The 13770-nt window shown below is 60.5% G+C and carries 12 protein-coding genes; 5 read left to right on the top strand and 7 right to left on the bottom strand.

All coding sequences use genetic code 11. The features are described 5' to 3' along the window. The first annotated feature begins 412 nt into the window (after positions 1-412). A complete protein-coding gene (locus ACIGDJ_RS06765; protein WP_397504526.1) occupies positions 413-5308 on the top strand; it encodes an NAD-glutamate dehydrogenase in 4896 nt (1631 codons plus the stop codon). A gap of 85 nt (positions 5309-5393) precedes the next feature. Here ACIGDJ_RS06765 and ACIGDJ_RS06770 read toward each other — a convergent pair whose 3' ends face one another. The 4 genes from ACIGDJ_RS06770 to ACIGDJ_RS06785 all read right to left on the bottom strand — a co-directional run bounded on the left by ACIGDJ_RS06770 (position 5394) and on the right by ACIGDJ_RS06785 (position 8769). Beyond that, positions 5394-5948, bottom strand: a complete 555-nt coding sequence (locus ACIGDJ_RS06770; protein ID WP_397478496.1) for a hypothetical protein — start codon at positions 5946-5948, stop codon at positions 5394-5396. 359 nt (positions 5949-6307) lie between these two features. Then, positions 6308-6709: a cupin domain-containing protein gene (locus tag ACIGDJ_RS06775; RefSeq protein WP_101155025.1), complete on the bottom strand. Its 402-nt coding sequence runs from the start codon at positions 6707-6709 to the stop codon at positions 6308-6310. 209 nt (positions 6710-6918) lie between these two features. After that, positions 6919-7212: a putative quinol monooxygenase gene (locus ACIGDJ_RS06780; protein ID WP_101155023.1), complete on the bottom strand. Its 294-nt coding sequence runs from the start codon at positions 7210-7212 to the stop codon at positions 6919-6921. A gap of 123 nt (positions 7213-7335) precedes the next feature. Further along, positions 7336-8769 (bottom strand): PLP-dependent aminotransferase family protein, encoded by a 1434-nt coding sequence (locus ACIGDJ_RS06785; RefSeq protein ID WP_313001827.1) that lies wholly within the window; start codon positions 8767-8769, stop codon positions 7336-7338. Between the two features lie 333 nt (positions 8770-9102). Between ACIGDJ_RS06785 and ACIGDJ_RS06790 the strand changes: the two genes are divergently transcribed. Beyond that, a complete protein-coding gene (locus ACIGDJ_RS06790; RefSeq protein ID WP_101155019.1) occupies positions 9103-9543 on the top strand; it encodes a carboxymuconolactone decarboxylase family protein in 441 nt (146 codons plus the stop codon). Positions 9544-9642: 99 nt separating this feature from the next. Here ACIGDJ_RS06790 and ACIGDJ_RS06795 read toward each other — a convergent pair whose 3' ends face one another. Beyond that, positions 9643-9945, bottom strand: coding sequence for a hypothetical protein (locus ACIGDJ_RS06795; protein ID WP_101155017.1), 303 nt, complete (start codon positions 9943-9945; stop codon positions 9643-9645). 149 nt (positions 9946-10094) lie between these two features. On the opposite strand from ACIGDJ_RS06795, the gene ACIGDJ_RS06800 reads away from it, so the two are divergent. From ACIGDJ_RS06800 to ACIGDJ_RS06810, 3 genes are read left to right on the top strand one after another with little or no spacing between them, the layout of a single operon-like run. Next, positions 10095-10817 (top strand): secretin and TonB N-terminal domain-containing protein, encoded by a 723-nt coding sequence (locus ACIGDJ_RS06800; protein ID WP_101155015.1) that lies wholly within the window; start codon positions 10095-10097, stop codon positions 10815-10817. Further along, positions 10814-11365: an RNA polymerase sigma factor gene (locus tag ACIGDJ_RS06805; RefSeq protein ID WP_101155013.1), complete on the top strand. Its 552-nt coding sequence runs from the start codon at positions 10814-10816 to the stop codon at positions 11363-11365. Before ACIGDJ_RS06800 ends, ACIGDJ_RS06805 begins: the two co-directional genes overlap by 4 nt. 32 nt (positions 11366-11397) lie before the next feature. Continuing rightward, positions 11398-12336, top strand: coding sequence for a FecR family protein (locus ACIGDJ_RS06810; RefSeq protein ID WP_397478495.1), 939 nt, complete (start codon positions 11398-11400; stop codon positions 12334-12336). Positions 12337-12653: 317 nt separating this feature from the next. Here the strand turns inward: ACIGDJ_RS06810 and ACIGDJ_RS06815 are convergent, their stop codons facing one another. Both ACIGDJ_RS06815 and gspH read right to left on the bottom strand, forming a co-directional pair. Beyond that, positions 12654-13262 (bottom strand): prepilin-type N-terminal cleavage/methylation domain-containing protein, encoded by a 609-nt coding sequence (locus tag ACIGDJ_RS06815; protein WP_397478494.1) that lies wholly within the window; start codon positions 13260-13262, stop codon positions 12654-12656. Continuing rightward, complete coding sequence (gene gspH, locus ACIGDJ_RS06820; RefSeq protein WP_397478493.1) at positions 13259-13705, bottom strand: type II secretion system minor pseudopilin GspH; 447 nt, start codon at positions 13703-13705, stop codon at positions 13259-13261. The genes ACIGDJ_RS06815 and gspH overlap by 4 nt, the downstream gene beginning before the upstream one ends. Positions 13706-13770 lie beyond the last annotated feature (65 nt).

Genomic DNA, 13770 nt, shown 5'->3' on the forward strand with positions numbered 1-13770 from the left:
TCGTTTCCGGGTATGTAACGTTCTCGGCGACCGACGTGGCACGAAAGTCCCGTGAAGCCGGGGTTTCGAACCTGCATTTCAGCTCACGCCTGCTAGTGTTGATGCAGGCCAAACCCTGCATTTACGTGCCAATGACCGAATATGTCGCAGCACCGCAAGCAGACACATTGTCGCACCCATTAAGCTGCGCAACGGATGAGCACCCGTAAAGGCATTGTCAGCGTCGTTGGCAGTCGCTTTTGCAGATGCTCATTCATGGAAGGTGAATGTGACCTGAGTGTCCCGTCCAGCTTCACCCACCTGTCTCCCTGTTTCCTCTGCCCGAGAATCAGGAACAGGGCGACACCAACCCCGAAAGGGGTGTTGCACGCGACGCTTTCCATCAATAACAAGCTTAAGCGGAGTACCACAGATGGCGTTCTTCACCGCAGCCAGCAAAGCCGACTTCCAGCATCAACTGCAAGCGGCACTGGCGCAGCACATCAGTGAACAGGCACTGCCACAAGTGGCGCTGATCGCAGAAAAATTCTTCGGCATCATTTCACTGGACGAGCTGACTCAACGTAGCCACTCCGACCTCTCTGGCTGTACTCTCTCTGCGTGGCGCCTGCTTGAGCGCTTCGATCACGCGCAACCGCAAGTGCGTGTCTACAACCCCGATTACGAACGCCACGGCTGGCAGTCGACCCACACCGCGGTCGAAGTGCTGCACCACGACCTGCCATTTCTGGTCGATTCGGTGCGTACCGAGCTGAACCGTCGCGGCTACAGCATTCACACCCTGCAAACCACCGTGCTCAGCGTGCGTCGTGGCAGCAAGGGTGAACTGCTGGAAATCCTGCCAAAGGGCAGCACCGGCGAAGGCGTGCTGCACGAATCGCTGATGTACCTGGAAATCGACCGCTGCGCCAACGCGGCCGAGCTGAATGTGCTGAGCAAAGAGCTGGAGCAAGTGCTCGGTGAAGTGCGCGTCGCCGTCGCTGATTTCGAGCCAATGAAAGCCAAGGTGCAGGATATCCTCACCCAGCTCGACAACAGCGCCTACCCGGTCGATGCCGACGAAAAGAACGAAATCAAAAGTTTTCTGGAATGGCTGGTGGGCAACCACTTCACCTTCCTCGGCTACGAAGAGTTCGTGGTCACCGATCAGGCCGATGGCGGCCACATCGAATACGACCAGAGCTCCTTCCTCGGCCTGACCAAACTGCTGCGTACCGGCCTGACCTACGAAGACCTGCGCATCGAAGACTACGCCGTCGCCTACCTGCGCGAACCGACCCTGCTGTCGTTCGCCAAGGCTGCGCACCCGAGCCGCGTCCACCGTCCGGCTTATCCGGACTACGTGTCGATCCGCGAGATCGATGCTGACGGCAAAGTCATCAAGGAGCACCGTTTCATGGGCCTTTACACCTCCTCGGTGTACGGCGAGAGCGTGCGGGTCATCCCGTTCATCCGCCGCAAGGTCGAAGAAATCGAGCGCCGCTCCGGCTTCCAGTCCAAGGCTCACCTGGGCAAGGAACTGGCGCAGGTCCTCGAAGTGCTGCCGCGTGACGACCTGTTCCAGACCCCGGTCGACGAGCTGTTCACCACCGTGATGTCGATCGTGCAGATCCAGGAACGCAACAAGATCCGCGTGTTCCTGCGCAAAGACCCGTACGGTCGCTTCTGCTACTGCCTGGCGTACGTGCCGCGCGACATCTATTCAACCGAAGTGCGCCAGAAGATCCAGCAAGTGCTGATGGAGCGCCTGAAGGCCTCCGACTGCGAATTCTGGACCTTCTTCTCAGAGTCCGTGCTGGCTCGCGTGCAACTGATCCTGCGCGTCGATCCGAAGAACCGCCTCGACATCGACCCGTTGCTGCTGGAAAAAGAAGTGGTCCAGGCCTGCCGCAGCTGGCAGGACGACTACGCTGCCCTGACCGTCGAAAGCTTCGGCGAAGCTCACGGCACCAACGTGCTGGCCGACTTCCCGAAAGGCTTCCCGGCCGGTTACCGCGAGCGTTTTGCAGCGCATTCGGCCGTGGTCGACATGCAACACCTGCTGAGCCTCAACGAAAAAAATCCGCTGGTGATGAGCTTCTATCAGCCGCTCGGCCAGGTTTCCGGCCAGCGCGAGCTGCATTGCAAGCTGTATCACGCCGACACGCCGCTCGCGCTGTCCGACGTCCTGCCGATTCTGGAAAACCTCGGCCTGCGCGTGCTGGGTGAATTCCCGTACCGTCTGCGTCACACCAATGGCCGCGAGTTCTGGATTCACGACTTTGCGTTCACCGCCGCCGAAGGTCTGGACCTCGACATCCAGCAACTCAACGACACCCTGCAGGATGCGTTCGTGCACATCGTGCGTGGCGATGCCGAGAACGATGCGTTCAACCGTCTGGTGCTGACCGCCGGTCTGCCATGGCGCGACGTCGCGCTGCTGCGTGCCTACGCCCGTTACCTGAAGCAGATTCGTCTGGGCTTCGACCTGGGTTACATCGCCAGCACCCTGAACAACCACACCGACATCGCTCGCGAGCTGACCCGGTTGTTCAAGACCCGTTTCTACCTGGCGCGCAAACTCGGCAGCGATGATCTGGAAGACAAGCAACAGCGTCTGGAACAAGCGATTCTGACCGCACTGGACGATGTTCAGGTGCTCAACGAAGACCGCATCCTGCGTCGTTATCTGGACCTGATCAAAGCCACCCTGCGCACCAACTTCTATCAGACTGATGCCAGCGGCCAGAACAAGTCGTACTTCAGCTTCAAGTTCAACCCGCATGCCATCCCTGAGCTGCCCAAGCCAGTGCCGAAGTTTGAAATCTTCGTCTACTCGCCACGCGTCGAAGGCGTGCACCTGCGCTTCGGCAACGTTGCGCGCGGTGGTCTGCGCTGGTCCGATCGTGAAGAAGACTTCCGTACCGAAGTGCTCGGCCTGGTAAAAGCCCAGCAAGTGAAGAACTCGGTCATCGTGCCAGTGGGCGCGAAGGGCGGCTTCCTGCCGCGTCGCCTGCCACTGGGCGGCAGCCGTGACGAGATCGCGGCCGAGGGCATCGCCTGCTACCGCATCTTCATTTCCGGCCTGCTGGACATCACCGACAACCTGAAGGACGGCGCATTGGTGCCGCCGGTCAATGTCGTGCGTCATGACGACGATGACCCGTACCTGGTGGTTGCGGCGGACAAGGGCACTGCAACCTTCTCCGACATCGCCAACGGTATCGCCATCGACTACGGCTTCTGGCTGGGTGACGCGTTTGCGTCCGGTGGTTCGGCCGGTTACGACCACAAGAAAATGGGCATCACCGCCAAGGGCGCGTGGGTCGGCGTACAGCGTCACTTCCGCGAGCGCGGCATCAATGTTCAGGAAGACAGCATCACTGTGGTGGGCGTCGGCGACATGGCCGGCGACGTGTTCGGTAACGGCCTGTTGATGTCCGACAAGCTGCAACTGGTGGCCGCGTTCAACCACATGCACATCTTCATCGACCCGAACCCGAACCCGGCGACCAGCTTCGTCGAGCGTCAGCGTCTGTTCGACCTGCCGCGTTCGGCCTGGACTGACTACGACACCAGCATCATGTCCGAAGGTGGCGGGATCTTCTCGCGCAGCGCGAAGAGCATCGCGATCTCGCCGCAAATGAAGGAACGCTTCGACATCAAGGCTGACAAGCTGACCCCGACCGAACTGCTCAACGCCTTGCTCAAGGCCCCGGTGGATCTGTTGTGGAACGGCGGTATCGGCACTTACGTCAAGGCCAGCACCGAAAGCCACGCCGATGTCGGCGACAAAGCCAACGACGCGCTGCGCGTCAACGGCAACGAGCTGCGCTGCAAAGTCGTGGGCGAGGGCGGTAACCTCGGCATGACCCAACTGGGTCGTGTGGAATTCGGTCTCAATGGTGGCGGTTCCAACACCGACTTCATCGACAACGCCGGTGGCGTGGACTGCTCCGACCACGAAGTGAACATCAAGATCCTGCTGAACGAAGTGGTTCAGGCCGGTGACATGACCGACAAGCAACGCAACCAGTTGCTGGCGAGCATGACCGACGAAGTCGGCAATCTGGTGCTGGGCAACAACTACAAGCAGACTCAAGCCCTGTCCCTGGCGGCGCGCCGTGCCTACGCACGCATCGCTGAGTACAAGCGTCTGATGAGCGATCTGGAAGGCCGTGGCAAGCTGGACCGTGCAATCGAGTTCCTGCCGACCGAAGAGCAACTGACCGAGCGCGTCGCTGAGGGCCACGGCCTGACCCGTCCTGAGCTGTCCGTGCTGATCTCCTACAGCAAGATCGACCTCAAGGAGCAACTGCTGGGCTCGCAGGTACCGGATGACGATTACCTGACCCGCGACATGGAAACGGCGTTCCCGCCGACCCTGGTCAGCAAGTTCTCCGAAGCCATGCGTCGCCATCGTCTGAAGCGAGAGATCGTCAGCACGCAGATCGCCAACGATCTGGTCAACCACATGGGCATTACTTTCGTGCAACGACTCAAAGAGTCGACTGGCATGAGCCCGGCGAACGTGGCTGGCGCTTATGTGATCGTGCGCGACATCTTCCATCTCCCGCACTGGTTCCGTCAGATCGAAGCACTGGATTACCAGGTTTCCGCTGACGTGCAGCTGGAGCTGATGGACGAACTGATGCGTCTGGGTCGCCGTGCCACGCGCTGGTTCCTGCGTGCCCGTCGCAACGAGCAGAACGCTGCCCGTGACGTCGCGCATTTCGGTCCGCACCTGAAAGAACTGGGTCTGAAACTCGACGAACTGCTCAGCGGCGAAATCCGCGAGAACTGGCAGTCGCGCTATCAGGCGTACGTCGAAGCCGGTGTGCCGGAGTTGCTGGCGCGTATGGTTGCGGGCACTTCGCACCTGTACACGCTGCTGCCGATCATCGAAGCGGCTGACGTCACCGGGCAGAAGCCGGCCGAAGTGGCCAAGGCTTACTTCGCTGTGGGTTCTGCGCTGGACATCACCTGGTACCTGCAACAGATCAGCGCTCTGCCGGTAGAAAACAACTGGCAGGCTCTGGCTCGTGAAGCGTTCCGTGATGACGTCGACTGGCAGCAACGGGCGATCACCATCTCCGTCCTGCAGCAGGGCGACGGCACTCAGGACGTGGAAGCACGCCTGGCGCTGTGGATGGCCCAGCACGAAAGCATGATCGAGCGCTGGCGCGCGATGCTGGTGGAAATCCGCGCCGCAAGCGGCACGGACTACGCCATGTACGCGGTGGCCAACCGTGAACTGCTGGATCTGGCGCTGAGCGGTCAAGTGATCGTGCCTGCGGTCACCGCCAATGCCGCGCTTGAATTGGCGTAAGTAGTGGCCTGAATGAAAAGCCCCGGTATCGCGAGATCCCGGGGCTTTTTTATTCTTGGTTACTTATTGAATGAGTTGATTACGCTTAAGCGTAGGGCACGTTGGAAGTCGGGTAATCGACATTCCGCTCAAGAATCTCCAGATTGAACGTAACCGGGTCACCCGGTGCATCGCCGTAGGTGTATACGTATGGGTCTTCGCGTAATTGTCTATTGATGAAGCCCTGATTTCGAGCTCGCAGATAAACCGTTGCGTGACTACCTTTGAGGTTGTCCAGGGTTACAAGCTCGCTGTTGGAATTAAAAAGATTGAACGACGTAGTATCACCACCCGCTGGCGGGAATGCGCCGAGAATACGATCAGCATTCTTACTGAAAAAATTCCCAAAATATTGACTGCTACGAATCTGAATATTGTAGTAATCATCGTAACAACGAAAGTAAGCCACTATGTGGATGTTGTTGATGGCATTGTTGTAATAGCGCGCCATCATGTTCAGTCGGGAATAGGCATGAGCGGTCGTAAGAAGATGCCCTGACCCCTTCACCTGCTCGGCATCAGGGTGTTGGTCGAAGTAGGTCATGCGCGTCTCGCTGCATGCGATTCTGGCAATGAAAGATTTTTCTACGTTAGTGCTCATAAAGGTCTCGTCCAATCCTTGGCGATGGTTAGAAGTGAATGTCTGTGTTGAATTCACGCAGGGACATTAATTGGACGTAATGATGAAGTCCAAAAGGATTACGTGTGGGGATATGTATGCGGGTGAACCTTCGTAAGTAGAACGCCCAAAAGTGGAATGCGACCCCTTGCAGGAGTGAGCCTGATCGCAATGCCGTTCTAACTTTCAATACAACTTTTGCCGTTGTTGACCTTGGAGCATCGACATCTTACCCGTCGGCCTCGCCACTGGATTGCTGCGTTTCCAACTATTGCCGGAACGCAATAAAAAGGCGCAGATGCTCGATCTGCGCCTTTTGTTTATGGCTGATCAGGCAGCCATCAGTTTTCCAGCGGGATCAGCACCTGCTCATCCGGGGCCAGCACCATGAACACCAGCAATTTGGCAGGCCTGGTCGAGCTGGCGTTTTTCGACACCAAGTGCTCGGAGCCCGCAGGCTCATACCAGAACTGGCCCTTCTTGTAAGTGATCGCCTGTTCACCCTTGACCTGCGAAATCACTTCGCCTTCGAGCACGTAAGCCATCGCGGTGCCCTCGTGTTTGTGCGCGATCGAAGACTGGCCGGGTTTGTAGTCGACCTCGATCATCATGGCTTTCTTGCCGGGGGCGTTTTTCAGCAGTTGTTCCTGCAAGACGGTGATTTTCTCAGAAGGATCGTGGGCCATCGCCGATGCGGACAGGGTGAGGGCGAGGGCAGCGGCGAGGAAGGGCAGGGCTTTCATGGCGGGTTACCTGTGATGGTTGGGGTGTGATCACAGTAGGCCGCAATGTGGCCGGTTCAAACGGCCAATATCCGCGAAGATCAGGTGACCAATTGCGGGGCTTCAGAAAGATTATCGGTGTGGCGAAATATGCCTTCGCGAGCAAGCCCGCTCCCACAGGGCGGGCGCATTTCTACTGTGGGAGCGGGCTTGCTCGCGAAGGGGCCAGTTCAGACGATGGGAAAGCTGTTGAAATCCACGCTATTGGCCAGGCGGCTATCGATCAGGTCGATGAACCCCTGCGCCTCGGGCCGGTTGAAATGCGCTTGCATCGCCGCTTCCGATTGCCAGCGTGCGCTGACCGTCCAGCGGTGGGTGTCTTCGGGGCAGCGATCGACCAGGTAGGAATCGCAGCCCGGGGTTTCGCGCAGGGTGTCGACAATTTTCTGCAATTGCTTGCCGAGCTCTTCCGAGCGGCCCGCAGCAGCCTTGACCTCAACCGTATTGATCACTTCGCTGGACATTGCTCACACTCCTGAATCAGGCCGGACGAATCCTGCTCACTGAGGGATAACGCCTGTGCAGAATAGGCCTGCGACCATGAATCACCAATAACCAATTGGCGGTAAAAGCCTTATACCAACGGCTCATGACACCTGTTCGAGGATGTCGCGCAGGCGATCCAGAGCAATATCGATGTCGAGGGTTTCGATGGCGCCGAAGCCGAAGTACAGGCCTTCTTTCGCCGGTTGCTGGTAGTAGAAACCACTGATTGCATACAGGCCGACCTCGACCTTTTTTGCCAGCTCAATGACCAGCGGCAAATCGATCGGCACCTTGCACAACACCGCCATGTGAAACCCGGCACTGGCCGGCACAGCTTGCAGCCATGGCGCGAGGTCAGTCGCCATGCGTTCCAAAATTCGCTCGCGGCGTTGCGCGTAGATCGTATGGCAGCGGCGAATGTGCTTGAGCAGGCAGCCCTCTGCGATGAACTTGGCCAGCGCCCATTGCGGCAGGGTCGAGGCGTGCAGATCGGTGAGCTGTTTGGCGCGAATCACCGCCTCGATGATCGACGGCGGCAGGATCGCGTAACCCAGGCGCAGCTCCGGCAGCAGGGTTTTTGAAAAGGTGCCGACGTAGGCGACGATGCCGCGCTGATCGAGGTTGTACAGCGAATCGGTGGGCCGGCCTTCGTAGCGGAATTCACTGTCGTAATCGTCCTCGATGATGATCGCACCGAGCTCATGAGCACGGGCGAGCAAGGCCTCGCGGCGCGCCTGACTCATCGCCATGCCCAGCGGAAACTGGTGCGACGGCGTGACGTATATCAGCCGCGTGTCATCGGGAATGTGCTCGACCTGAATGCCCTCGGCATCCACCGGCACGCCGACCACTTCGGCGCCGTGCGTACCAAACAGCAAGCGTGCGGGCGGATAACCTGGATCCTCCATCGCCACCCGCGTGCCGGGGCGGGTCAGTACGCGCGTAATCAGGTCGAGTGCCTGTTGCGCGCCGTTGCAGACAACGATGTCTTCGTCCTGACAGTTGATGCCGCGAGAAAAGGCGATGTGCCGGGCAATCGCATTGCGTAGCGCCGGCAAACCCTCAGCAACGCTGTAAAAGCCTTTCGATTGCGCCATCTGCCGCATCGCATGGGCGACGCAGCGGCGCCAGTCGTCGTGGGGGAACTGGCCCTTGCTGGTGGCGCCGCCGATAAAGTCGTAGCGCAGCGAACCTTCCAGCGTCGGGTGACGGAGGAACACCGGCAGATTGCGCCAGCTCTCGATCACCTCGGCACTGGCCAGCTCGGTGTGGCTCTGCTTGCGCTGCACTTGCGCCGGGCGGGCGTTGACGTAAGTGCCTTTGCCGATGACGCCGGTGAGGAAGTTTTCGTAGGTCAACTGCGCATAAGTGTCGGAAATGGTCTTGCGCGAGATGCCCAATTGCTCGGCCAGCAAGCGGCTCGGCGGCAACTGCGTACCCGCCGCCAGCCGCCCGGATTCAATCGCCGCGCGCAGCTGCTGATACAACTGACCGGCGAGATCCTTGCGGCCATTGATCACGACATGAAGTTCCATACCGACAAGGCTCCCGAGGCTATTTGGCGTGCCGGCCAGATTACCGCTGTTGTCTGATCGGCAATAGTTGCCTACCCGAAAAACCCGAAATTGGCATAAACACTTCAACGCACTGGCACAAATCTCCTGTGGGAGCGGGCTTGCTCGCGAAGGCGGTCTGTCAGCCAGCCAGGATTTGTCTGGCACACCGCCTTCGCGAGCAAGCCCGCTCCCACAGGTATCGTGTTTGGTCGACGTTTAGTGGTGTACCCACAATTCGTGGAATTGGGGCTGTAACACAGCCCGCACGGCCCTTACCGTGAGCTCATCATTCCGCCTGCCGAGAGCCGCGCCATGTCCTTGCGTCTGGATTACTACAACGCGTCGCCCAAGGCGATGAAAGCGATGATTGCCATGGAGGCGCTGACCGGCCACCTGAGTATCGAAGCGCCGCTGCTGCAACTGATCAGGATCCGCGCCTCGCAACTCAACGGCTGCGCGTTCTGCACTGACATGCATTCGGTGGACGCACGGCGAGCCGGGGAGAGTGATCGGCGCCTTTATGCGATCGCGGTGTGGCGCGACAGCAACTTCTTCAACCCCCGCGAACGGGCCGCGCTGGCCTGGGCCGAGGCGGTGACGCTGTTGGCCGAGAGCCACGTGCCGGATGACGTCTACCAGCAGGCGCGCGAGCAATTTGATGAAGGGGAACTGGTGGACCTGACGGTTGCAGTCAGCACCATCAATAGCTGGAATCGGTTGGCCGTGAGCTTCCGCCAGACCCCAAGTGACTGAAGATCAAAAGATCGCAGCCTTCGGCAGCTCCTACATGGCGTCATGCGCATTTCCCTGTAGGAGCTGCCGAAGGCTGCGATCTTTTGATGTTGACCTTGCCTAATTCGCCGGCCGCTGCGGTTTCACCGAGGTGCCAAACGTATTCCCCATCCGCGTACTGGTCGCGGCCGGGGTCGCCAGCCCGACCTGATTCGGCGCGCGCTGGTGCACCGGCACATTCAACGCCTCCATATTCTTCTGCGCCGCCGCCGCGCCGTCGGGATTGTTGCCCATCTGCTGGCTCAGACAATCGTAATTCGGCGCCTTGTAACCGCCGACCGTGACCTCGACACAGCCCAGCGGCTCCTCCGCCTGCGCTGCACCCACCGTCATCAGCAAGACCCACATCCACCGTGTTTTCATGTCCGCCTCCTGGCCCGCCCGAATGGGCCGCTCTGGGTTTGAGTCTAGTGCAAGCGCGGCGCGAAACCCGTGATGATTTTTTTGCACCGCCCGTCATACCAGAGTCATAAATGCCCCGCAGGATAGCGATTTTCAGGGGTGCGCCAGTCGTGCAGCGAGGCAGTTCGCGGATCAGTCTTCAGCGCTCGGCGACGCTTGTGCGCCGCGCGGGTCTGGGGTGGCTGCTCGGTCTGCTGGCCAATGCGGCCAGTGCTGACCCGGCGCCGGCGGATATGCGACTGACCTTGCACATCCCGGCACAGGAGCTCGCCCAGGCGCTGGATCAATACAGCCGCGCTACCGGCGTTGCAGTGCTGGTCGACAGCCAGTTGAGCCGGGGCCGACGCTCCCTCGCCGTGGATGGTGAATACACCGCCGCCGACGCCTTGCGCCATCTGCTCGGCGGCACCGGGTTGATGGCGCGCTACGCCCGCGCCGACGCGTTCACCCTGCAAGCGGCGCAAGTGGAAGATCTGCCAGTGCCGACGGACAAACCCACGCCGGCCGCTGTCGCGGTCAACCGCAGTTATGCGACGGCTGTGCAAGCGGCGATCGAGCGCAAATTGTGCCGTTCGCCGCTGACCCGGCCGGGCAGTTATCGCGCGGTGTTGCAGGTGTGGGTCGGGCGCGACGGCGTGGTGCAGCACAACCGGTTGGTGACGTCGACCGGCGATGTACGGCGCGATAACGCGCTGGTGGAAAGTTTTCGCAACCTCACAATCGATCGGCCGACGCCCAGCGCCTTGCGCCAGCCGGTCACGTTGCTGTTGTTACCGGAGTCGTCAGGGAAACGCATGGAATGCACGAGATGGGAAGGAGTTTCCGGGGGATGAAAGACGCCGGACAAAGCACGATGGGCCAGCTGTTCCTCAGCTCCTACGAGGATTTTCGCGTGCGCCTGCGCCGCCGCCTCGGCTCCGAGGACCTGGCCAACGACGTGCTGCACGAAACCTGGCTGCGGGTCGATCGCATGGAGACCCCGCCCAACCTGCTCAAGCCCAACGCCTACCTGTATCGCATGGCCCTCAACATTGCCGCCGACCGTCGACAGGCCGATGCGCGTCTGCTCACCGGCACCGAAGTCGAGGAACTGCTGCAACTGAGCGACGAAGCCCTCGACCCGGCGCGGGTGGTCGGTGGGCAAAAAGAGATGCAGGCCCTGCTCAGCGCCTTGTACGAACTGCCCGCACGGCGTCGACGGATCTTCATCGCCGCGCGGCTGGAAGAGGCGCCACACCTGGAAATCTCCCAGCGTTTCGGCATTTCCACGCGCATGGTCGAAAAGGAAATCAAAGCCGCGTTGGGCTTTTGCGCAGCGAAACTTGAAAGAAAAGTGTTTCAGCGGTTCGGTCGCGGGGCCGGAAAACCGTCTAGCGAATAGTGACCCGATTAATCCGTTGAGAATTTGCGCGTTTGAACATCTTTCGACTGAAACCCGCCGAGCCTTCGGCCACCGAGTCTCTGCACAGCGAAGCCCACGACTGGCTGATCCTGCTGACCTCGGGCCGCGCCACCGTCGCCGACGCCCGCGCCTTGCGTGAATGGTGCGCGCAGAGCGGTGAACATGCCCGGGCGTTCGAAGAAGCCAAGCGGCTATGGCATCACCTGCAACCGGCCGCCGAAGCGCTGCAGGGCCGACGCAGTTTCGGTCGACGGGCACTTCTCGGCGGTGCGATTGCCGCCTCCGCCGCATTCCTGCTGGTGCGCGGCACGATTCCCGGTGGCTTCGAAGGGCTGGGCGCCGACTACATCACCGAAGTCGGCCAGCAGCGCCGGGTCGAACCGGCACAAGGCGTCAGCCTCGAACTCAACACCCAGACCCGCATCAACCAGCGCAGCGTCGAAAACGGCGTGCAGGGCTTCGAACTGGTCAGCGGCGAAGTCGAAGTGCAAACCGCACGCCTGCCGCTGGCGATGCAGGCCGGAGCAGGGTGGTTGCTCGCCAGTCAGGCGCGCTTCAACCTGCGCAACACCGACCAGCAAGTCTGCGTGACCTGCCTAGACGGCGCGGTCGACGTCGCCATCGAAGGCCGCAACCTGCGCCTCGAAGCGGGCCAGCAAGTCACCTACGACGCACGGCAAATCGGCAACGTGCAAACCGTCGACACCGTCGCCGTGATGAACTGGCGCCAACAAGTGCTGGTGTTCAACGGCGCGACCCTCAGCCAGATGATCGACGAAATCAACCGCTACCGCCCCGGCATGCTCCTGCTGCTTAATCGCGAACTCGGCCAACGCCGCGTCCAGGCGCGCTTCAACCTCGACCAACTCGCCGGCGTCGCCCTGCTGATCCGCGATGCCTACGGCGTCAAATGCACCGAACTGCCCGGCGGCGTGGTCGTCCTCAGCTAACCAAAGCCCACCGCAATCCCAATGTAGGAGCCGCCGAAGGCTGCGATCTCTTGATCTTGCTCCTGCTTGCTGTGGGAGCGGGCTTGCTCGCGAAAGCTGTTCTCCAGCCCCCCAAACCCCAACTGGCTACACCCAATCCTGTAGGAGTGAGCCTGCTCGCGATGACGGCCTCGCAGACAACCAATCCACTGACCCACCACCTATCCACTGTGGGAGCGGGCTTGCTCGCGAATGCGGTCTATCCATAACCACAAATTCAACTGACCCACTGCATTCGCGAGCAAGCCCGGTCCCACAAAGTTACTTGGCCACCGATATCAATTCACCAATCCAATTACCTGCCGATACCGCTCAACCCCCTGCGCCGTCTGCCGACTCAAGCGAATCTCCAACCCCAACGGATCCTCCCGCCGATTGCCACTCAGTTGCCGCCAACCCTTGTCCACCTCCCAAACCCGCACCTGCACATCACTCACCTCACTCAACACCGCCACCCCATTCCCAGGCGCCGGCAACGGATAGCGACTGCGCGCCTCAGCCACCGCCCGATACAACGTATCCCCCTTGACCCACCACCGTACCCGCTGCAACGCCCCCGGCTGATCCGCCGCGCTACGAATAATGTCCAGCCGAAACCCCTTGCTGTCGCTACTGCGCACCGTCACCGCCGGCGGCGCAGTCGGCGCCTCATCCTCAGCCCCGACCTTGCGCGGCTCGCTCAACTCCACCCCCGCGCGCATGTCCACATCCCGCTGCAACTGATTCAACACCCGCAACAACCCATCGCTCTGCTCACTGCTGGCCTGCAAATGGCTGTCCGCCCGCGTCACACTGTCCAGCCCGCGCCAGGCAATCAGACTCACCACCGCCATCAGCAGAATCGCGACCATCACCTCAATCAGAGTGAACCCTTGCTGAGTCTTCATTGAATACTGATCCGCCCAGTGCCATCGCGCAGCACACTCAGCCGATTGGCCCCATCAGACAAAATCAGCCGCAACGGCGGATTGATCCACTCGGCATTCAGCAACACCGTCTGCCGAGGCTCCACACGCACCTCCACTTTCGGGCTCTGCCACGCACGCGGGCGCAACTGCGCATCCTCCTTGAACGACTCAAACCCCGCGCCATCATCCCCGCGCCGCCCAAACCGAAACCCCTTGGCATCCGTCACCCACACAATCGGCCGCCCATCCGCGCGAGCCTCCGCCTGCGCTACCTGCAACAACTGCGCAACCCGCTCGGCATCCTTGCGCAACAACTGCAACGGATCGGGCCTGATACTCAAACTGATAGCCGAACTGGCAATCCCGATGATCACCAGCACCACCATCAACTCGATCAACGTAAAACCCTGCTGCCTGCTCATCACCCACGCGCTCCTTGGCGTCCCACCCCATCGTGCCCGGCGAACATGTAAGGCATGTGAAATAA

Origin of the sequence: Pseudomonas sp. NPDC079367 (assembly GCF_044542195.1) — a bacterium.
In the GTDB taxonomy this organism is placed as follows: Bacteria; Pseudomonadota; Gammaproteobacteria; order Pseudomonadales; family Pseudomonadaceae; genus Aquipseudomonas.

What these genes read in the sequence shown, in the direction of transcription:
- ACIGDJ_RS06795 (WP_101155017.1), bottom strand. Translation starts at nt 9,945, where the DNA reads ATGAAAACACGGTGGATGTGGGTCTTGCTGATGACGGTGGGTGCAGCG.
- gspH (WP_397478493.1), bottom strand. Translation starts at nt 13,705, where the DNA reads ATGAGCAGGCAGCAGGGTTTTACGTTGATCGAGTTGATGGTGGTGCTG.
- ACIGDJ_RS06815 (WP_397478494.1), bottom strand. Translation starts at nt 13,262, where the DNA reads ATGAAGACTCAGCAAGGGTTCACTCTGATTGAGGTGATGGTCGCGATT.
- ACIGDJ_RS06785 (WP_313001827.1), bottom strand. Translation starts at nt 8,769, where the DNA reads ATGGAACTTCATGTCGTGATCAATGGCCGCAAGGATCTCGCCGGTCAG.
- ACIGDJ_RS06770 (WP_397478496.1), bottom strand. Translation starts at nt 5,948, where the DNA reads ATGAGCACTAACGTAGAAAAATCTTTCATTGCCAGAATCGCATGCAGC.
- ACIGDJ_RS06780 (WP_101155023.1), bottom strand. Translation starts at nt 7,212, where the DNA reads ATGTCCAGCGAAGTGATCAATACGGTTGAGGTCAAGGCTGCTGCGGGC.
- ACIGDJ_RS06775 (WP_101155025.1), bottom strand. Translation starts at nt 6,709, where the DNA reads ATGAAAGCCCTGCCCTTCCTCGCCGCTGCCCTCGCCCTCACCCTGTCC.
- ACIGDJ_RS06805 (WP_101155013.1), top strand. Translation starts at nt 10,814, where the DNA reads ATGAAAGACGCCGGACAAAGCACGATGGGCCAGCTGTTCCTCAGCTCC.
- ACIGDJ_RS06790 (WP_101155019.1), top strand. Translation starts at nt 9,103, where the DNA reads ATGTCCTTGCGTCTGGATTACTACAACGCGTCGCCCAAGGCGATGAAA.
- ACIGDJ_RS06765 (WP_397504526.1), top strand. Translation starts at nt 413, where the DNA reads ATGGCGTTCTTCACCGCAGCCAGCAAAGCCGACTTCCAGCATCAACTG.